Here is a 17,222-nt window from a genome sequence, read left to right as displayed (position 1 = left end):
CTACGATCACGTTCATGATCAAGCTGATGGTCGGCCTGGGCAACCCCGGGCCTGAATACGAAGATACCCGCCACAACGCCGGCTTCTGGTGGATCGATGGCCTGGCGCGCGGCCTGAAGGTCAGCCTCACGCCCGACAAGGCCTATCACGGCCTGGTCGCTCGAGTGAACCACGCCCCCGGCGCCAGCGGCCCGATCTGGCTGCTCGAGCCCATGACCTACATGAACCTGTCGGGCAAGTCGGTGGCGGCGCTGGCGCGCTTCTTCAAGATCGCACCCGACGAGATCCTGGCGGTGCATGACGAGCTGGACCTGCCCCCCGGCGAGATGAAGTTCAAGAAGGGCGGCGGCAACGGCGGCCACAACGGCCTGAAGGACATGCAGGCCCAGCTCGGCAGCGGCGACTTCTGGCGCCTGCGGCTGGGCATCGGCCACCCGGGCCACAAGGCCGAGGTGGCCAACTACGTGCTGCGCAAGCCGCCGCTGGCCGAGCGCCAGGCCGTGGAAGACTGCATCGAGAAGAGCTATGGCGCGGTGGAGCTGATGCTGCGCGGCGAGATGGACAAGGCGCTGGCCAAGATCCACGCCAAGCCGCCCCGGCCCAAGCCGCCGAAGCCGGCCGAGACGCCCAAGCCTCCCCAGTCCGGGGAGGCCCTGCCCAAGCCCGCCACGGGCGAGCAGACTCCGCCGTCATCATGACGCGCGCCCTGGCCCTGTGCTCTGCCCTTCTCCTGCTGGCGCCCGCCGTGCCAGCCCAGACGGTGCAGCGCCAGGCCCAGGTCTACCGCTGCGGCCCCGAGGGCCGCGATCTGCGCGATTCCCCTTGCCCTGGCGCGCACCCGCCCAGCGCACCGCAACGCATCGACTACGACGAACCGAGCGAAGCCGACGCCCGTGCGGCACGCCAGCGTCATCTCGCCGACGCGCGGGAGGCGACCGCCCTGGCGGCGGCGCGCCGCGCCAGCGACGTCGAGGCCAGCCGCCAGCGCACCGGCCAACTCACGGTGCCGACGCGGCCCGCTGCTGCCAGTGCGCCACTGCCCCAGGCCCAGCCGGCGCGCCACACCCGACCGCACAAGGCGCCGAAGCCGGTCAAGGCTGCCAAAGCTCCCAAGGCACCCAAAGCTCCCAAGCCCTCCACCGCCGAGCCGGGCGCGAAGGCCGCCAGCACCGCGGGCCACTAGAATGCCCGGCGTTGGTGCTCGCAGCCGTTGTCATGGCGGCTGCAGTTCAACGGGAATCAGGAGGGCGAGCGGCCACGCTGCGAACCTAACCTGAGCTGTCCCCGCAACGGTAAGTGGACGAGGCCCCCTAGGCCTCCGCGTTCGATCCACGACCACTGGCCCTCGGGCTGGGAAGGTCTCGAATGTTGCTCCACCAGCCCGGATACCGGCCAACGACGGGGTTGCAGGCGATGAGCCGGCGACCGTTTTTCAGCCACGCTGCGGGGGTCAGCGGGGCTGAGTGATCGTTTCCGTTCCATTCATGTCCCAAGCTCTCCTTGCGGTCCGTCGGCCGCTGCTCGCCTTGTCCGTGCTGGCCCTGGCGGCTTCTGCGCACGCCCAGAACAAGCTCGACACCGTCGTCACCACCGCCACCCGCACGCCCCAGCGCCTGTCGGAAGTGCTGGCCGACCTGACCGTCATCACCCGCGCCGACATCGAGCGCCAGGCCGTTTCCAGCGTGGCCGACCTGCTGCGCAACAACGGCTGCGCCGAGATGGTCCGCAACGGCGGCGCGTCGGCCACCACCAGCCTCTTCCTGCGCGGCGCTGACTCCCGTCACACCCTGGTGCTGGTGGACGGCGTGCGCATGGATTCGCAATCCACCGGCGGCGCCAGCTGGCAGGGCATCCCGGTGTCCCAGGTCGAGCGCGTGGAAGTGCTCAAGGGCCCGGCCAGCGCCATCTATGGCTCCGACGCCATTGGCGGCGTGGTGCAGATCTTCACCCGCAAGGCCGGCGGTGCGCTCAGCGCGGACTTCGGTGTCGCACTCGGCACGCAGTCGACCCACAAGGCTGACGGCGGCCTGTTCGGCAGCCTGGGCGTCGTCGATTTCGCCTTCACGCTGGCGGGCGAAGAAAGCGACGGCTTCAACAGCACGCTCGACGTGCCCGGCTCCTTCAGCTACATCCCCGACCGCGACGGCTGGCGCAAATACCAGGGCACCGCACGCCTGGGCGCGGACCTGGCACCGGGCCACCGCGCCGAGCTGATCCTGATCCGCAACCACATCAATGGCCAGTACGACGCCTCCAAGTCCCGCCCGCTGGTGGACGACCACACCGTGCAGGACACCGACGCCACGCGCCTGGCCTGGACGGCCCAATGGTCGCCCGCCCTGCAGACCCAGCTGAGCTACGGCCAGTCGCGCGACCGCTACGAGACCTCGCCCTCGCCCTACCTCACCATCACCAAGGTCAAGAACCTGGCGCTGACCGGTTCCTACAAGATCGCCGCGGGCCAGCAGGTCAACTTCCAAGGCGAACGCATCGAGGACGAACTGCAGAACAGCGGCCTGGTGACGGCCGGTGTCGGCAAGCGCCACCGCAACGCGGTGGGTGCGGGTTATCTCTTCAGCGCCGGCCCGTGGAGCCTGCAGGCGCACGCGCGCCATGACGACGACAGCCAGTTCGGCGGCGTCGACACCGGCACGCTGCTGGCCGGCTACGAGATCACGCCCGGGCTGCGCGTGGTGGGCTCGGTGGGCAATGCCTTCCGCGCGCCCACCATCTATCAGCAAGGCACCGTCTACGGCCCGGACCTGAGCAAGCCCGGCGTGAAGCCGCTGGAGGCCGAGCGGGGCCGCAATGTCGAGTTCGGCCTCAAGTGGAACGACGCCCGCAGCGAACTCAGCGCGACGGCCTACCGCAACCGCGTCAGCAACCTCATCATCTTCGGCGCGGCAGGCACCTGCCAGAGTGCTTTCGGCTGCTACCAGAACGTGTCGCAGGCCAAGCTGCAAGGCCTGAGCCTGGCCGGCGCGACGCAAGTCGTCGGCGTGAATCTGCGCGCGACCATGGACTTCCAGAAGCCCACCGATGCCAGCACCGGCCTGCTGCTGGCCCGTCGCGCCAAGCGCCTGGCCACGCTGAACGCCGACACCGCCCTGGGCAACTGGGTGCTGGGCGCCGGTGTGCAGGCCTCGGGCCCGCGCTTCGACAACGCCGCCAACACCCGCCGCCTGGGCGGCTACGGTCTCGTCAACCTGAACGCGCAATACGCGCTCAGCCGCGACCTCAAGCTGCAGCTGAACCTGGACAACGCCTTCGACCGCGAGACCAGCACCGCCTATGGCTACGCCTCGGCGCCGCGCACCGCCCTGGTGTCGCTGCGCTGGAGCCCCAAGCTCTGAGGTCGTCTCGATGAGCGCCCACCACCTCATCGTCGGCGGTCAGCGCAGCGGCAAGTCGCGGCAAGCCGAGGCGCTGGCGCTGCGCTGGCCCGGCCGGGTCAGCGTGGTCGCCACCGCGCTGGCCGCCGATGACGAGATGCGGGCCCGCATCGAACATCACCGCGCGATGCGGCCGGCGCACTTCCACACCCTGGAGGCGCCGCTGGCCCTGAGCGCCGCGCTGCAAGCGGCCGACGATGCACAACATCTGCTCGTGGTCGACTGCCTGACCCTGTGGCTCGTCAACTGGCTGATGCCCATGGACGGCGAGCCCGACCTCGCCGGCTGGGCGGCCGAGCGCGCCGCGTTGCTCGATGTGCTGCCGCGCCTGCGTGCGCAGGTGATCTTCGTCTCGAACGAGGTCGGCTGGGGCGTGAGCCCGATGAGCCGGGAGGCGCGGCACTATGTCGACGAACTCGGCCGGCTCAACCAGGACATCGCCCGTCGCTGCGGCCAGTTGACCCTGATGGTGGCCGGCCAGGCCTGGAGCCGACCCGTGGAGGACATGACCCATGCTTGAGTTGCTTCGCCCCTGGCTGCTGGCGCTGACCGCGGCGCTCGCGCTGCCGGCCGGTGCCATCGAGATCAAGGACGACCTCGGCCAGATCACCACGCTGGCGGCCCCGCCGCAACGCGTGGTGAGCCTGCTGCCGTCGCTGACCGAGACGGTCTGCGAGCTCGGCGCCTGCGCCCGCCTCGTGGGCGTGGACCGCTACTCCAACTTCCCTGCCAGCGTGAACGCCCTGCCCAAGCTGGGCGGGCTGGACGACACCAATGTCGAGATGATCGCGGCACTCAAGCCGGACGTGGTGCTGCTGGCCACCGCCTCGCGGGTGTCCGAACGGCTGCGAGCGCTCGGCCTGAAGGTCATCGCGCTGGAGCCGCGTTCCTACAAGGACGTGCAGCGCGTGCTCAACACCCTCGGCCAGGTGCTGGGCGTGAGCGATGCCCAGCGCGTGTGGCGCTACATCGATGCCGGCGTCTCGGCCGCCGCGGCCAGCGTGCCGCCCTCCGCTCGGGGCATCCGCGTGTACTACGAGGTGGCCAGCGGCCTGTGGGCGGCGGGCGAGTCGTCCTTCATGGGCGAGACGCTCACGCGGCTCGGCGCCGGCAACATCATCCCGGCCCAGCTCGGCCCCTTCCCCAAGATCAACCCCGAGTACGTCGTGAAGGCCAACCCGGGGCTGATCATGATCGGCACCCGCAGCGCCGAAGGACTCGCCACGAGGCCGGGCTGGGACCGCATCGATGCGATCCGGCGCGGCCGTGTCTGCGTCTTCAAGCCGGAGGAAGGCGACATCCTGTCCCGCCCCGGCCCCCGCATGGCCGAGGCCGCGCAGATCATGGCGCGCTGCCTGCGAGAGAAGGCTGGCGCATGACACGCGCACGGCACATGGCCACAGAGACACAGAGCCACAGAGGCGCTCGGGCTCATCTCGGGATTGCACGCCTTCGGCTTTCCGTGCTCCCGCAGGGGTCCGTCGCCTCGATCACCACGCCCGGTCTCTCTGTGCCTCTGTGCCTCTGTGGCGGTGTTCCCGTGTCTGCGCGGAGCACCAACATATGAACCTGCGCCCTGGCCTGCTGCTCGCGCTGCTGCTGGTGCTCGGCGGGGCCGGCATCGTGGCGGGCGTGCTCATCGGCAGCACCGGCTGGGCTGACCTGCAAGACGCGAACATGAGCGTCATCCTGTGGGAGATCCGCCTGCCGCGCTCGCTGGGCGCCTGGTGGGCCGGCGCCCTGCTGGGCATGGCCGGCGCGATGGCGCAGGGCCTGTTCCGCAATCCGCTGGCCGACCCTTATCTGCTGGGCAGCGCCTCGGGCGCCGGCCTGGCCGTGGCCTTGGCGCTGGCACTCACGGGTCTGTCGCCGCAGACGTCCTCGCTGCTGGACCGCATCGGCCTGACCGGCATCGCCTTCGTTGGCACGCTCGTGGGCGTGGGCCTGACCCTGGTGCTGGCGCGTGGCGTGGAGCAGACGCTGCGGCTGCTGCTGGCGGGCGTGGTGGTGGGCGTGGTGCTGAATGCGTTCACCGGCCTGGCCACGCTCTGGGCCCCGGACATCCTGCGGGCCATGCAGGCCTTCCTGCTGGGCAACACCGGCCTGCTGGGCTGGAACAGCGTGTGGGTGATGGCGGTCTGCGGCATCACGGCCGGCCTCGTCGGCCTGCTCGGCAGCCCTGCGCTGGATGCGCTGACCCTGGGTGAATCGACGGCGGCCTCCCTCGGCGTGCGCCTGGGACTGGCGCGGCTGCTGCTGATCGGCGCCTTCGCGCTGGCCACCGGCGCGGCGGTGGCGCAGACGGGCATCGTCGCTTTCGTCGGGCTCGTCGCGCCGCATCTGGTGCGCGCGTTGTGCCCGATGTTGCATGGTTGGCTGATTGCGCTGTCTGCCGCAGCGGGTGGTGCGTTGCTGCTGGCGGCCGACGTGCTCGCCCGCGCCCTCATCCGGCCGCAGGAGCTGCCGGTGGGCCTGGTCACGGCCCTGCTCGGCGGCCTCTATCTGCTCGTGCTGATGCACCGGCGCGCGGGGCCCAGGCGATGAGCTCGCTCCACGCTCGCATCGACCGCGTCCGCATCGACGGACGCGACCTCGTGCACGGCATCGACCTCACGCTGACCCGTGGCCGCTGGACGGCCATCGTCGGGCCCAACGGTGCGGGCAAGTCGACGCTGCTGCGCGCCATCGCCGGCCTGCAACGCTGCGAGGGCCAGGTCATGCTTGACGGCCGAGCCCTGCAGGACTGGCCCGCCCGCGAACGCGCCCAACGCCTGGCCTGGATGGGCCAGCACGAAAGCGGCGCCGACGATCTCACCGCAGAGGACGTGGTGCAGCTCGGCCGCCTGCCTCACCGGCCTTGGCTGGCACCGCCCGCGCAGGCTGACCATGCCGCTGTGCAGGCCGCCATGCAGGCCACGCAGAGCTGGGCCTGGCGTGAGCGGCGTCTGGGGTCGCTGTCCGGCGGCGAGCGCCAGCGCGTGCTGCTGGCCCGCGTGCTGGCCGTGCAGGCCCCCATGATGCTGATGGACGAGCCCCTCGCCCACCTGGACCCGCCCCACCAAGCCGACTGGATGGCGCTGGTGCGCGAGCGCGTGGCGGCCGGCCACGGCGTGGTCAGCGTGCTGCACGAACTGCATCTGGCCTTGCAGGCCGACCATGTCGTGCTGATGGCCGATGGCCGCATCGTGCACACCGGCGCCCCGGCCGACTCCGCCACCCACGCCGCGCTGCGGGCCGTCTTCGGCCCGCGCCTTCACATCGCCCAGCTCGATGGCCGCTGGGTGGCCTTGCCGCTATGAGCCCTTCCACACACGCTTGCCCCGCGCTGTTCATCAGTGCGCCCTCTTCCGGCTCGGGCAAGACCAGCATCACCGCCGCCATCGCACGCAGCCATGCGCGGCGCGGCGAGCGCGTGCGGGTGTTCAAGACCGGGCCGGACTTCCTCGACCCCGGCATCCTGGCCCGGGCCTGCGGCACGCCGGTCTACCAGCTGGATCTTTTCATGGGCGGCTTCGAACACTGCCGCAGCCTGCTCGCACAGGCGGCACGCGAAGCCGACCTGATCCTCGTCGAAGGCGTGATGGGCCTGTTCGACGGCGACCCGAGCAGCGCCGACCTGGCCGCCGCCTTCGGCCTGCCGGTGGTGTGCGTCATCGACGCCTCGGCCATGGCGCAGACCTTCGCGGCGCTCGCCACGGGCCTGGCCAACTTCCGCCCGACGCTGCGGCATGCCGGCGTCATCGCCAACCGGATCGGCAGCGTGGCACATGGCCGCATGCTGGGCGAAGGCCTGCCCGACGAGCTGCCGCTGATCGCAGCGCTGCCCCGCAACCCGGCGCTCAGCCTGCCGGAGCGCCACCTCGGCCTGGTGCAGGCGCTGGAGCAGCCGGATCTGGACGTGCAGCTCGAAGCCTGGGCCGACGCCTGGGATGCGGCGTTGCGACCCGGCTTCGCGTTCACGCCGGTGCCTATCGTCGACATCGCCGAGCCGCCCCTGCCTGCTTTGCTGGCCGGCCGACGCATCGCCATCGCACGCGATGCCGCCTTCGGCTTCATCTACCCGGCCAACCTCGATCTGCTGCGGGCGATGGGGGCGCAACTGCACTTCTTCTCGCCGCTGCGACACGAGCCGCTCCCGACCTCGGACGCCGTCTGGCTGCCCGGCGGCTACCCCGAGCTGCATGCCGCAACACTGGCCGCCCACCCCACCCTCGCCGCCGACCTCGGCGCGCATCTGGCAGCGGGCAAGCCGGTGCTGGCGGAATGCGGCGGCATGCTGGCACTGCTGGACCAGCTCAACGAGGTCGACGGCACGCCCCACCGCATGGCCGGCCTGATGCCGGGCCGGGCCCAGCTGCAGTCACGTCTGGCCGCCCTCGGCCTGCAGGCCATCGACTGGCCGGAGGGGCCGCTGCGGGGCCACAGCTTTCACTTCTCCACGCTCGACACCCCGCTGCCCGCGCTGGCCACGGCAACCAACCCCAACGGCGGCCGCACCGCCGAGGCCCTGTACCAGCACGGCGGGCTGCGGGCGAGCTACGTGCACCACTACTTTCCCTCCAACCCCGAGGCGGTCGCTGCATTCTTCAGCGGCCGAGCGACGGGCCAGCTGCCAACCCCTGAGTGACTGTCATGGAAATCGAATCTCCCCCGGTCCATCGCGAACGCATCGTGCCCACGGGCGAGCGCCGCGGCCTCGTGCTCGTGCACACGGGCGATGGCAAGGGCAAGAGCACGGCGGCCTTCGGCTTGGCACTGCGGGCCCATGGCCGCGGCAAGCCGGTGCTGATCTACCAGTTCATGAAGGTGCCCAGCGCCCGCTTCGGCGAGCACCGCGTCTTCGAGCAGCTCGGCGTGCCCATCATCGGCCTGGGCGATGGCTTCTCGTGGAAGAGCAAGGACCTCGAACACTCCGCCGACCTCGCGCGCGAGGGCTGGGCCCGGGCCGAGGCCACCATCCGTGGCGGCGAGCATTTCCTGGTGGTACTGGACGAGATCATGTACCCCCTGCGCTACGGCTGGATCGCGCTCGACGCCGTGCTGGCCTGCCTGCGCGAACGGCCCCCGCATGTGCATGTGGTGCTGACCGGGCGCGGCGCGCCGGCCGAGCTGATCGAGCTGGCCGACACCGTGACCGAGATGCAGATGGTCAAGCACCACTTCAAGGCCGGGGTGCCCGCCCAGCGGGGGATCGAGGATTGAGCGCACTCATCATCTGCACCACCTGCGCCGACGGGCGGGGCCAGGCCTTGCTGGAGGCCGTCGAGAACGAGGCGCTGGCGCGCGACCTGCCGCTGGCCATCCAGGGCCAGGCCTGCCTCGCCGCCTGCCGCCAGAGCTGCACCGTGGCCCTGCAGGGTGCGGGCAAGCACAGCTATGTGTTCGGGCAGCTCGCACCCGATGAGGCCTGCGTGGACGCGCTGCTGGCCGTGGCCGGCCAGCATGCCGAGCCCGGCGAGGGCCTGCTGCCCTGGGACCGCCGGCCCGAGCGGCTCAAGACCGGCCTCGTGGCGCGCCTGCCGCCGCTGCGCTGAACGCGCACATGGCCTGGCTGCTGCCACTGTCGCTGCTGGTCGCACTCGCGGTGGACCGCCTGTGGGGCGAGCCGCCGGCCTGGGCGCATCCGGTGGTGGGCATGGGGCGCTACCTCGGCCTGTTCCGACTCACCCGGTTGCCGCCGGCGGCCGGTTTCATCGCCGGTGCGCTCGCGTGGCTCCTCGGCGCGGCGGCCGTCGGGTTCATCGCACTCTGGCTGCACGGCTGGCTGCTGATCGGGCTGAGGCCGGGCGATTCCCCGCTGCGGCTGGTCGCGGCCGCCGCGGTGCTGGGCCTGCTGCTCAAGCCCCTGCTGGCCTGGCGCATGCTGGCGGACGAAGTCATGGCGGTGGAGGCGGCACTCACCGAGTCGCTGCCCGCGGGCCGCGCGCGACTGTCTCGGCTCGTGAGCCGCGACACCACGCAGCTCAGTGCCACCGAGGTTCGTGAAGCCGCCATCGAGACCTTGGCCGAGAACCTCAATGACTCGGTCATCGCACCCCTGTTCTGGTTCGCGCTGTTCGGCCTGCCGGGTGCGGCGGTCTACCGCTTCGCCAACACGGCCGATGCGATGTGGGGCTACCGGGACGAACGCGAATGGTGTGGCAAGTGGGCGGCACGTGCGGATGACGTGCTGTCGTGGCTGCCCGCGCGGCTCACCGCGCTGCTGCTGTGGCCGCCCCGCGCGCAGCGCCTGTGGCGCGAGGCCCGCCGCACGCCTTCGCCCAACAGCGGCTGGCCCATGGCCGCGATGGCCCTGCGCCTGGACCGCCAGCTCGCCAAACCGGGCGTCTACCGGCTGCATGCCGAGGGCCAGGCGGTGCGCGCTGGCGACGTGGGCGAGGCGTGCCGCATCGCCAGCCGCGCCGTGGCCGTTGGCGGCGTGATCATCGCGGCTCTCGCGGGGGCCCTGCACGCATGAACACGCCGCTGCTGCCCGAGCACGGCGGCCCCGATGATGGGCTGCCGATCACGCACGACTTCTCCACCAATGCCAACCCGCTGGGCCCACCGCCCGCGCTGCTGCAGGCGGTGCTGCAGGCCGACCGCAGCCGCTACCCCGACCCGCAATACCGCGCGCTGCGCCGCCTGCTCGGCGATGAGGACCTCGTCCTGCCCACCGCGGGCGGCGCGGAAGGCATCCGCCGGCTGACCCTGGCCGCCTGGCTCACCGGCCGCCGCGAGGTGTGGGTGCCGCAGCCCGGCTTCGGCGACTACGCGCTGGCCGCCCAGGCGCTGCAGATGGCAGTGCGCCCCTACGCCCAGCCGCAGGACATCCGCCCGACCGGCGTGGCCCTGGTGTGGATCTGCGAACCCTGCAACCCCACGGGCACCAGCAGTGCCGACTGGCCGGCGCTGGAGACGCTGGAGGCGCTGGTGGTGGTCGACCGCGCCTACGAGCCCTTGCGCCTGCAGGGTGAGGCGCCGCCCTTGCCGCCGGGCGCCTGGCAGCTCATCTGCCCCAACAAGGCACTCGGGCTGACGGGCATCCGCGCCGGCTATGCCATCGCGCCGCAGGCCGATGCCGTCTGGGCGCAGGCGCAGTCGCTGGCACCGAGCTGGGTGCTGTCGGCCGAGGGCGTGGCGATGCTGACGCACAGCCTCGACGCCGACACGCAGGCCTGGCTCACTGAGTCGCGCGTCACGCTGCGCGGCTGGGTGGCCGACCAACGCCGCCTGCTGGCCGGCCTCGACTGGCAGCAGCACGACAGCTGCACCCACTTCTGGCTGGCGCGCCCGCCGCGGCCCGACCTGCTGCCCCGCCTGCGCGAGCGCGGCCTGCGCCTGCGCGACGCCACCTCCTTCGGCCTGCCGGGCTGGGTGCGCGTCTCGGCCCAGGCGCCAGCCGCGCAGCAGGCGCTGCAACTCGCATTGATCGACATTCAGGGAGAAGACGCATGAGCCGAGGCAAGGCCGTCATGGTGCTGGGCACCACGAGTGGCGCCGGCAAGAGCTGGCTGGCCACCGCGCTGTGCCGCTGGTATGCCCGCCAGGGGCTGAAGGTGGCGCCATTCAAGGCGCAGAACATGAGCAACAACGCGCGTGTCGTTCCGGGCCTGAACGAAGGCCTCGGCGAGATCGGCAGCGCCCAGTACTTCCAGGCCCTGGCCGCGCGCCGGGTGCCCGAGGTGCGCATGAACCCCATCCTGCTCAAGCCCGAGGCCGACACGCAGAGCCAGGTGGTCGTCATGGGCGAGGTGGACGAAGCCCTCTCCCGCATGCCCTGGCGCGAGCGCAGTGCCCTCCTCAAGCCCCGTGCCCGCGCGGCGCTGCATGAGCTGCTGCGCGAGAACGACGTGGTGGTCATCGAAGGCGCCGGCTCGCCGGCCGAGATCAACCTCGCGCCCACCGACCATGTCAACCTCGGCACGGCCCGCGATGCGCGGGCTGCCTGCCTGCTGGTGACCGACATCGACCGCGGCGGCGCCTTCGCCCATCTGTACGGCACCCACCAGCTCATGCCGGCGGACGTGCGCGGCCTGGTGCGCGGCTTCGTGCTGAACCGCTTCCGCGGCGACGCCGGCCTGCTCGCGCCCGGCCCCGAGCAGCTGGAGCACCTGACCGGCGTGCCGACCATCGCCACCCTGCCCATGTGGCGCGGCCACGGCCTGCCCGAGGAGGACGGCGTGTTCGACGACAGCGCGACCGGCAGCGGCACCGGGCTGCGCATCGCGGTCATCGCCTATCCGCGCATCTCCAACCTCGACGAGTTCCAGCCCCTGCGCCAGCTGCCCGGCGTGCGGCTGTCGTGGGCCCGCGAGCCACGCGACCTGGCCGGGGTGGACTGGATCATCCTGCCCGGCTCCAAGGCCACCGCAGCCGACCTCGCCTGGCTGCGCGCGCAAAAGCTCGACGCTGCCATCAACCAGCACCGCGGGCCGGTGCTCGGCATCTGCGGTGGCCTGCAGATGCTGGGCGAGGCACTGATCGACCCGCACGGCCTGGACGGCAATGCGCCGGGCTTGGGCCTGCTGCCGCTGGTGACGGTGTTCGAGCGCGACAAGCTGCTGCGCAGCACTGGCTTTCAGTTCGACACGGCCCTCGAAGGCCCCTGGCAGGCCCTGGCCGGCGTGCAGGCCGCCGGCTACGAAATCCGCCACGGCCGCACCCAGGCCCATGCGGGCCTGCCGCCGCCCCAGGTCGCGCTGCGCAATGCCAAGGGTGAGGCGGTGGGCTGGCAATCCGGCCAGGTGCTCGGGCTGTACGCGCACGGGCTGTTCGAGCAGCCGGCGGTGCTGCGGGCCTTGTTCGGCCAGGCGGGGCGGCCGCTGGAGATGGTGTTCGACGGACTGGCGGATTTCATCGACCTGCATTTCCAGCCGGGGCGGCTGGCCAGCCTGATCGACTGAAATCGCCAGCAGGCTCAGGTGCCGATGACAGCTTGCAAGCCGCGGAGGCTGTCCTGCCAGGCCGCGAAGTCGTCGGTCTCCTCCCACAGCTCGCGAAGCTCCGAAGACTCGGACAGCACGCGCTGGAGGGCCTGCCGGGCCTTGCGCTTCAAGGCCGGGTTGGGCTGCTCGGCCATCTGGCGCGCCCAGTCCTGAACGGACTCGGGGCATGCGTTTGCCAGGATGGCAGGCGACATCAGACCCGCCAGCGCCTGGGCGGCGGCCACGGCTTCCTCGCCGGCTGAAGCATCCAGATAGTCCTCGCCGTCTTCGTTGACCGCATCAAAGGCGGCCTCGATGACGGCCAGGTTCTTGACCGTGGCGAGCTCCGCGGCCCAGTCCAGAGCGGTGTCGTTGCCGAAGGGTTCGTGCGACCAGGCACCCATCCTTTCCCCCTGATTGAACTTGAAGTGACCGACGCAGCCTAACCGAAGGCCAAGGCAAGGGCGATGACGAACGGTGTCATCAAGCCCACGCGCTACGCTGGCGCCAGTTCACTCGCACCATGCCCATCCCATGCCTTTGCGACGCCACGTCCTCTTCCCTGCCCTGCTCACCCTGCCACTGGTGACCCACGCCTGGGGGCCCGATGGCCACCAGACCGTCGCCACGATCGCGGCGCGCCTGATCCAGGGCACGCCCACCGAGGCCCGTGTGACCGAACTGCTGGGCGACATCTCGCTGCCCTTGGCGAGCCTCTGGGCCGACTGCGCCAAGGGTGTGTCGCCAGCCCAGCAATACCGCTATCCCTCGCCGGGCAAGTACCCCGAGTGCGCACCGCTGGAAACACCGGCGCGCATGGCCGAGATGGCCGACTACGTGCGTCGCAACGACAGGCAGTGCCAGATCGGCCCTGACGAAGACAGCTGCCACCGCCAGGCGCACTACACCGACGTGGCCGTCCAACGCAGCCGTTATGCGCTGGGCTTCATCGGCACGCGAACGGATGACGTGGCGGGCGCGCTGCGCACCGCCGTTCGGGTGCTGCAAGGCAAGCCGGCCGCCGGGCCACCGCAGTTCAAGAGCAAGCGCGAAGCCTTGCTGGTGCTGGTGCATCTGGTGGGCGACATCCACCAGCCGCTGCACGTGGGGGCCCTCTACCTCGACGCCCAGGGCCACCGGGTCGACCCCGACAAGGCCGGGCTGGACCCGGCCAGCTTCACGGTGGGTGGCAACAGCCTGTGGGTCGTCGCGGCGCCCCAGGCGACCCGGGCGGCTCGATCACCGTCTGCGCCCGTCACGACCGGTGCGGCTCCGTTGAAGCTGCACACCCTGTGGGACAGCGTGCCGGACGCACTCAGGCCCCAACGCGTGGATGCTGCCTGGCTGGCCGAAGCACGCCAGCTGCCAACCGACGCCGACGACCCCGCCGACTGGGCCGAACGCTGGGCGACGCAATCCCTCGAACAGGCGCGCCTCGCGTTCGACGGCCTGGTCATCTCCCCCCGGCAGGGCGCGCACTGGAACGTGGTGCTGCCCCCGGGCTACAGCGCCCGGGCGGATGCCATCAAGCGCGAGCAGCTGACGCGGGCCGGCGCTGGGCTGGCGCAGTTGCTGAAGGCCATACTGAACTAGGGCTTGGCTGAACGGCCAAGGCGACGCTCCACTGCAAGGCATGCGCCCTGCCCTGTTGCTCGCCATCGCTGCCGCTTTGCCTGCCCTCGCCGACACGCCCGATCGCGCCCTGCTGCAGGCCGCCGTCATCGTGACCAGCTTTGACCGCCTCGATGCCACCTGCGCCGGGGCCTACACGCCGCCGCAGCGGGACCAGGTGCAGCGCTGGGCACGCGAGAACGACCTCGCGGCCGTGCGCACCCAGCTGCCGGCGCTGCGGGCTCAGCCGCGGCTGGCCGCGCAACTGGATCGGGCCGCGCAGCAGATCGAGCAGATGGCGCGCGACAAGGGCGCCAACGCCTGCACGGCTGCCGCCTCGCTGACCCAGTTGCCCGATGCGCGCCTGGCCCGATCTGCCGAGGCGCCGGCACTGCCCACGCAGCCGCCTCCGCCGAGCCCCGGTGCCGCCACGGTGGAGGCCACGACCTCAGCCCCCGTGCCGGCCGACGTGCTGGCCCGCATCGACAGCTTTGCGTTCGACACCCGGCCCAAGATGGGCCTGGGCGGCTTCATCGCACTGGACATCTACCCGGTGGTGCTGTTCAAGGGCGGCGAACTGCTGACCGAGGTGAAGGGCCTGCGCGACGCACGCGGCCTGGCCGCCCACCGCGCGGCCCACCCCGAGCAGTGGAGCCAGTGGCGGCGCCAGGGTGGCCAGGTACAGGTGCGCAAGGACGGCCGCTGGGAGAAGCTGCCCTTCGACAACACCTATGCGCAACTGCCGGCCGACCTGCGCCTGTCCGGGCGCTTTCGCAGCACCAGCGGCGTGGGCAATGTGGCGGTGGGCGGCCAGCAGTCGGTGACGGTGGTGGACGAGTACCGGTTCAGCCCCGATGGCCGCGTGGTGCGCACCGGCGCCGTGGGCAGCACCGCGCAGGCTGGGGGCACGAGCGTGGTGACCCGCGGCGGGCCGGGCGAGCGCAGTGGCCGCTACCGCGTGGATGGCCTGCTGCTGCGCATCGGCTACGACAACGGCGAGCACGAGCAGCGAGTGCTGATCACAGACCCGGCCAAGCCGGGCGGCGTGCTCTGGCTGGACGGTGAAAGCTACGTGGAGCGACGTTAGGCCTGCGCCACTGCAATGCGCCTCAGGCCGCGGGCGCGGCGGTCAGGCGCTCGTACTTCTGCATCAGGGTCTCGCGCGTCTCGACATGCGCCGGGTTGACCGGGATGCAGGCCACCGGGCAAAGCGTCACGCACTGCGGCTCATCGAAATGACCGACACACTCGGTGCACTTGGCCGGGTCGATCTGGTAGTACTCCGCCCCCATCGAGATCGCATGGTTCGGGCAGGCCGGCTCGCAGACGTCGCAGTTGATGCATTCGTCAGTGATCATCAGAGCCATGTCGGCCTCCCAGGCACGCGGCCACAGAGGCACAGAGCCACAGAGCGGCTGGCGTCTGAAGGTCCATCGCCTCTGTGCCTCCGTGCCTCTGTGGCCATGGTCCGTGCAAAACCCCGCAACATCATTTCGCCGTCCTGGTCTTCAGCCGCGCCAGCACGCCCGGCGACACGAACTCAGCCACTTCGCCGCCCAAGGTCGCGATCTCGCGCACGAAGGTGCTGGAGGTGTACTGGTGATGCTCACCCGGCGTGAGGAAGATGGTCTCCACCTCCGGCATGAGCTTGCGGTTCATGCCGGCCATCTGGAACTCGTATTCAAAGTCGCCGCCGGTGCGCAGGCCGCGCACGACGACACGGCCGTTGTGGGCGCGCACGAAGTCGCGCAGCAAGCCGTCAAAGGCGATTACCTCGACGTTGCCCAGCGGTGCGGCCACCTCCTGCGCCATGGCCAGGCGCTCGTCCAGCGAGAACAGCGTCTTCTTGTGGTGGCCGACCGCCACGGCCAGCACCAGGCGCTCGAACATGCCGGCGGCACGGCGCATGAGGTCTTCGTGGCCCAGCGTGATGGGGTCGAAGGTGCCGGGATAGACGGCGGTGATGGTGGTGCGAGACGTCATGGCGTTGAATTGTCGTCGCGGCGCAGCAGCTGGTAGTGCACGGCACCGGCGCGGCCCTGGCGCCAGGCGGTGAATCCGGCCGGCGGGGCGATCTCGCGGGGCGACTCCAGGTAAATCAGGCCGCCCTCGGCCAGCAGCGGCAGGGCCGCCGCGAGCGCCCGGTCGAAGACGTCGGCAGCGAATGGCGGGTCCAGCAGGATGAGGTCGAAGCCGCCGGGCGGCTGGCTGCGCATCCAGGCCAGCGCATCGGCCGGCTGCACCTGCACGGTGGTGGCCTTGAGCCGCTGCGCGCTAGCCCGCAGGCCGGCGGCGAGCTTGGCATCACGCTCCACCAGCACCACTGCCGCGGCATCGCGCGAGGCAGCCTCGAAGCCCAGCGCGCCACTGCCCGCGAAGGCATCGAGCACGCGCCAGCCGGTCAGCGTCTGGCCGAGCCAGTTGAACAGCGTCTCGCGGATGCGGTCGGACGTGGGGCGCAGGCCGGGAGCATCGGGCACGGGCAGCTTGGAGCGCTTCCACTGCCCGCCGATGATGCGGACCTCTCCCACCTCAAAGCCTGACGGGAATGCCGCGCTCGGCCATCAGCGCCTTGGCCTGGCCGACCGTGTACTCACCGAAGTGGAAGATGCTGGCCGCCAGCACCGCGTCGGCGCCGCCCTGGGTGATGCCGTCGGCCAGATCGTCCAGGCCGCCGACACCGCCCGAGGCGATGACGGGCACGGGCACCGCGTCGCTCACGGCGCGGGTCAGTTCGAGGTCGAAGCCGCTCTTGGTGCCGTCGCGGTCCATACTCGTGAGCAGGATCTCGCCGGCGCCGAACTCGGCCATCTGCTTCGCCCAGGCCACGGCATCGAGCCCGACGTTCTTGCGGCCGCCATGGGTGTAGACATCCCAGCCCGGGCCGCGCGCCGCGAGGTCTTCGCCCTGGCGGCGCTTGGCGTCGATGGCCACCACGATGCATTGCGCACCGTAGCGATCGCTGGCCGCGCGGATGAGCTCAGGGTCGGCCACCGCGGCGGAGTTGAAGCTGACCTTGTCGGCCCCGGCGTTGAGCAGCCGGCGCACATCGGCCACCGAGCGCACGCCACCGCCCACCGTCAGCGGGATGAACACCTGCGAGGCCACCGCCTCGATGATGTGCAGGATGAGGTCGCGGCCATCGCTGGTGGCGGTGATGTCGAGGAAGGTGAGTTCGTCGGCGCCCTGCTCGTTGTAGCGGGCGGCGATGTCCACCGGGTCGCCCGCGTCGCGCAGGCCGACGAAGTTGACCCCCTTGACGACGCGACCGGCGGTCACGTCCAGGCAGGGAATGATGCGCTTGGCCAGCACG

Annotated in this window: 20 protein-coding genes and 1 riboswitch; of the genes, 15 read left to right on the top strand and 5 right to left on the bottom strand. The window is 71.2% G+C overall.

All coding sequences use genetic code 11. The annotated features are described in order from the left end of the window. Positions 1–14: 14 nt before the first annotated feature. The 13 genes from pth to CDO81_RS18575 all read left to right on the top strand — a co-directional run bounded on the left by pth (position 15) and on the right by CDO81_RS18575 (position 12,277). On the top strand, positions 15–698 hold the full coding sequence (gene pth / locus CDO81_RS18635; RefSeq protein WP_088484725.1) for an aminoacyl-tRNA hydrolase: 684 nt from the start codon (positions 15–17) through the stop codon (positions 696–698). Beyond that, positions 695–1,183 carry a hypothetical protein gene (locus CDO81_RS18630; protein WP_088484724.1) on the top strand — a complete coding sequence of 163 codons (489 nt, stop codon included), beginning with the start codon at positions 695–697 and terminating at the stop codon, positions 1,181–1,183. The genes pth and CDO81_RS18630 overlap by 4 nt, the downstream gene beginning before the upstream one ends. Beyond that, positions 1,179–1,411: riboswitch (cobalamin riboswitch) on the top strand. (Overlaps the previous gene by 5 nt.) Positions 1,412–1,484: 73 nt before the next feature. Then, on the top strand, positions 1,485–3,353 hold the full coding sequence (locus CDO81_RS18625) for a TonB-dependent receptor plug domain-containing protein (RefSeq protein WP_088484723.1): 1,869 nt from the start codon (positions 1,485–1,487) through the stop codon (positions 3,351–3,353). A gap of 10 nt (positions 3,354–3,363) precedes the next feature. Next, complete coding sequence (gene cobU / locus CDO81_RS18620; protein ID WP_088484722.1) at positions 3,364–3,912, top strand: bifunctional adenosylcobinamide kinase/adenosylcobinamide-phosphate guanylyltransferase; 549 nt, start codon at positions 3,364–3,366, stop codon at positions 3,910–3,912. Then, positions 3,905–4,771 carry an ABC transporter substrate-binding protein gene (locus tag CDO81_RS18615; protein WP_193466516.1) on the top strand — a complete coding sequence of 289 codons (867 nt, stop codon included), beginning with the start codon at positions 3,905–3,907 and terminating at the stop codon, positions 4,769–4,771. The genes cobU and CDO81_RS18615 overlap by 8 nt, the downstream gene beginning before the upstream one ends. Before the next feature lie 184 nt (positions 4,772–4,955). Then, positions 4,956–5,936 carry a FecCD family ABC transporter permease gene (locus tag CDO81_RS18610; RefSeq protein ID WP_088484721.1) on the top strand — a complete coding sequence of 327 codons (981 nt, stop codon included), beginning with the start codon at positions 4,956–4,958 and terminating at the stop codon, positions 5,934–5,936. Further along, complete coding sequence (locus tag CDO81_RS18605) at positions 5,933–6,691, top strand: ABC transporter ATP-binding protein (protein ID WP_088484720.1); 759 nt, start codon at positions 5,933–5,935, stop codon at positions 6,689–6,691. Before CDO81_RS18610 ends, CDO81_RS18605 begins: the two co-directional genes overlap by 4 nt. After that, positions 6,688–8,019, top strand: a complete 1,332-nt coding sequence (locus tag CDO81_RS18600) for a cobyrinic acid a,c-diamide synthase CobB (RefSeq protein WP_088484719.1) — start codon at positions 6,688–6,690, stop codon at positions 8,017–8,019. Before CDO81_RS18605 ends, CDO81_RS18600 begins: the two co-directional genes overlap by 4 nt. Positions 8,020–8,024: 5 nt before the next feature. Further along, positions 8,025–8,594, top strand: coding sequence for a cob(I)yrinic acid a,c-diamide adenosyltransferase (gene cobO / locus CDO81_RS18595; protein ID WP_088484718.1), 570 nt, complete (start codon positions 8,025–8,027; stop codon positions 8,592–8,594). After that, entirely contained in the window at positions 8,591–8,926 is a 336-nt protein-coding gene (locus CDO81_RS18590) for a DUF1636 family protein (protein WP_088484717.1), read from the top strand. The genes cobO and CDO81_RS18590 overlap by 4 nt, the downstream gene beginning before the upstream one ends. Before the next feature lie 8 nt (positions 8,927–8,934). Continuing rightward, the gene (gene cbiB, locus CDO81_RS18585; protein ID WP_088484716.1) at positions 8,935–9,849 is read left to right on the top strand and encodes an adenosylcobinamide-phosphate synthase CbiB; all 915 of its coding nucleotides are present in this window, start codon (positions 8,935–8,937) and stop codon (positions 9,847–9,849) included. Beyond that, positions 9,846–10,829 carry an aminotransferase class I/II-fold pyridoxal phosphate-dependent enzyme gene (locus CDO81_RS18580; protein ID WP_088484715.1) on the top strand — a complete coding sequence of 328 codons (984 nt, stop codon included), beginning with the start codon at positions 9,846–9,848 and terminating at the stop codon, positions 10,827–10,829. Before cbiB ends, CDO81_RS18580 begins: the two co-directional genes overlap by 4 nt. Then, a complete protein-coding gene (locus CDO81_RS18575; protein WP_241517057.1) occupies positions 10,826–12,277 on the top strand; it encodes a cobyric acid synthase in 1,452 nt (483 codons plus the stop codon). The genes CDO81_RS18580 and CDO81_RS18575 overlap by 4 nt, the downstream gene beginning before the upstream one ends. Before the next feature lie 14 nt (positions 12,278–12,291). Here CDO81_RS18575 and CDO81_RS18570 read toward each other — a convergent pair whose 3' ends face one another. Further along, entirely contained in the window at positions 12,292–12,702 is a 411-nt protein-coding gene (locus CDO81_RS18570; protein ID WP_088484714.1) for a DUF4259 domain-containing protein, read from the bottom strand. A 130-nt stretch (positions 12,703–12,832) separates the two neighbouring features. On the opposite strand from CDO81_RS18570, the gene CDO81_RS18565 reads away from it, so the two are divergent. Continuing rightward, entirely contained in the window at positions 12,833–13,891 is a 1,059-nt protein-coding gene (locus tag CDO81_RS18565; protein WP_088484713.1) for a S1/P1 nuclease, read from the top strand. Between the two features lie 40 nt (positions 13,892–13,931). Further along, a complete protein-coding gene (locus CDO81_RS18560) occupies positions 13,932–14,996 on the top strand; it encodes a hypothetical protein (RefSeq protein WP_088484712.1) in 1,065 nt (354 codons plus the stop codon). Positions 14,997–15,018: 22 nt separating this feature from the next. Here CDO81_RS18560 and CDO81_RS18555 read toward each other — a convergent pair whose 3' ends face one another. The 4 genes from CDO81_RS18555 to hisF form a co-directional block, all read right to left on the bottom strand. Next, the gene (locus CDO81_RS18555; RefSeq protein ID WP_088484711.1) at positions 15,019–15,276 is read right to left on the bottom strand and encodes a YfhL family 4Fe-4S dicluster ferredoxin; all 258 of its coding nucleotides are present in this window, start codon (positions 15,274–15,276) and stop codon (positions 15,019–15,021) included. 121 nt (positions 15,277–15,397) lie between these two features. Then, the gene (coaD, locus tag CDO81_RS18550) at positions 15,398–15,892 is read right to left on the bottom strand and encodes a pantetheine-phosphate adenylyltransferase (RefSeq protein WP_088484710.1); all 495 of its coding nucleotides are present in this window, start codon (positions 15,890–15,892) and stop codon (positions 15,398–15,400) included. Continuing rightward, positions 15,889–16,440, bottom strand: coding sequence for a 16S rRNA (guanine(966)-N(2))-methyltransferase RsmD (gene rsmD / locus CDO81_RS18545; RefSeq protein WP_088484709.1), 552 nt, complete (start codon positions 16,438–16,440; stop codon positions 15,889–15,891). Before rsmD ends, coaD begins: the two co-directional genes overlap by 4 nt. Position 16,441: 1 nt before the next feature. Next, positions 16,442–17,221 carry an imidazole glycerol phosphate synthase subunit HisF gene (hisF, locus tag CDO81_RS18540; protein ID WP_088484708.1) on the bottom strand — a complete coding sequence of 260 codons (780 nt, stop codon included), beginning with the start codon at positions 17,219–17,221 and terminating at the stop codon, positions 16,442–16,444. Position 17,222 lies beyond the last annotated feature (1 nt).

Source organism: Roseateles puraquae (assembly GCF_002205845.1).
In the GTDB taxonomy this organism is placed as follows: Bacteria; Pseudomonadota; Gammaproteobacteria; order Burkholderiales; family Burkholderiaceae_C; genus Pelomonas; species Pelomonas puraquae.
The sequence above is the reverse complement of the archived record's forward strand: the minus strand, read 5'-3'. Positions and strand labels throughout refer to the sequence as shown.

Bases quoted from the DNA above. Each gene is read 5' to 3' on its own strand.
- CDO81_RS18580 (WP_088484715.1), top strand. From the start codon at position 9,846: ATGAACACGCCGCTGCTGCCCGAGCACGGCGGCCCCGATGATGGGCTG.
- CDO81_RS18555 (WP_088484711.1), bottom strand. From the start codon at position 15,276: ATGGCTCTGATGATCACTGACGAATGCATCAACTGCGACGTCTGCGAG.
- CDO81_RS18630 (WP_088484724.1), top strand. From the start codon at position 695: ATGACGCGCGCCCTGGCCCTGTGCTCTGCCCTTCTCCTGCTGGCGCCC.
- cobO (WP_088484718.1), top strand. From the start codon at position 8,025: ATGGAAATCGAATCTCCCCCGGTCCATCGCGAACGCATCGTGCCCACG.
- CDO81_RS18575 (WP_241517057.1), top strand. From the start codon at position 10,826: ATGAGCCGAGGCAAGGCCGTCATGGTGCTGGGCACCACGAGTGGCGCC.
- coaD (WP_088484710.1), bottom strand. From the start codon at position 15,892: ATGACGTCTCGCACCACCATCACCGCCGTCTATCCCGGCACCTTCGAC.
- CDO81_RS18560 (WP_088484712.1), top strand. From the start codon at position 13,932: ATGCGCCCTGCCCTGTTGCTCGCCATCGCTGCCGCTTTGCCTGCCCTC.
- CDO81_RS18615 (WP_193466516.1), top strand. From the start codon at position 3,905: ATGCTTGAGTTGCTTCGCCCCTGGCTGCTGGCGCTGACCGCGGCGCTC.
- CDO81_RS18625 (WP_088484723.1), top strand. From the start codon at position 1,485: ATGTCCCAAGCTCTCCTTGCGGTCCGTCGGCCGCTGCTCGCCTTGTCC.
- pth (WP_088484725.1), top strand. From the start codon at position 15: ATGATCAAGCTGATGGTCGGCCTGGGCAACCCCGGGCCTGAATACGAA.
- cobU (WP_088484722.1), top strand. From the start codon at position 3,364: ATGAGCGCCCACCACCTCATCGTCGGCGGTCAGCGCAGCGGCAAGTCG.
- CDO81_RS18605 (WP_088484720.1), top strand. From the start codon at position 5,933: ATGAGCTCGCTCCACGCTCGCATCGACCGCGTCCGCATCGACGGACGC.
- CDO81_RS18570 (WP_088484714.1), bottom strand. From the start codon at position 12,702: ATGGGTGCCTGGTCGCACGAACCCTTCGGCAACGACACCGCTCTGGAC.
- cbiB (WP_088484716.1), top strand. From the start codon at position 8,935: ATGGCCTGGCTGCTGCCACTGTCGCTGCTGGTCGCACTCGCGGTGGAC.
- CDO81_RS18610 (WP_088484721.1), top strand. From the start codon at position 4,956: ATGAACCTGCGCCCTGGCCTGCTGCTCGCGCTGCTGCTGGTGCTCGGC.
- CDO81_RS18565 (WP_088484713.1), top strand. From the start codon at position 12,833: ATGCCTTTGCGACGCCACGTCCTCTTCCCTGCCCTGCTCACCCTGCCA.
- CDO81_RS18600 (WP_088484719.1), top strand. From the start codon at position 6,688: ATGAGCCCTTCCACACACGCTTGCCCCGCGCTGTTCATCAGTGCGCCC.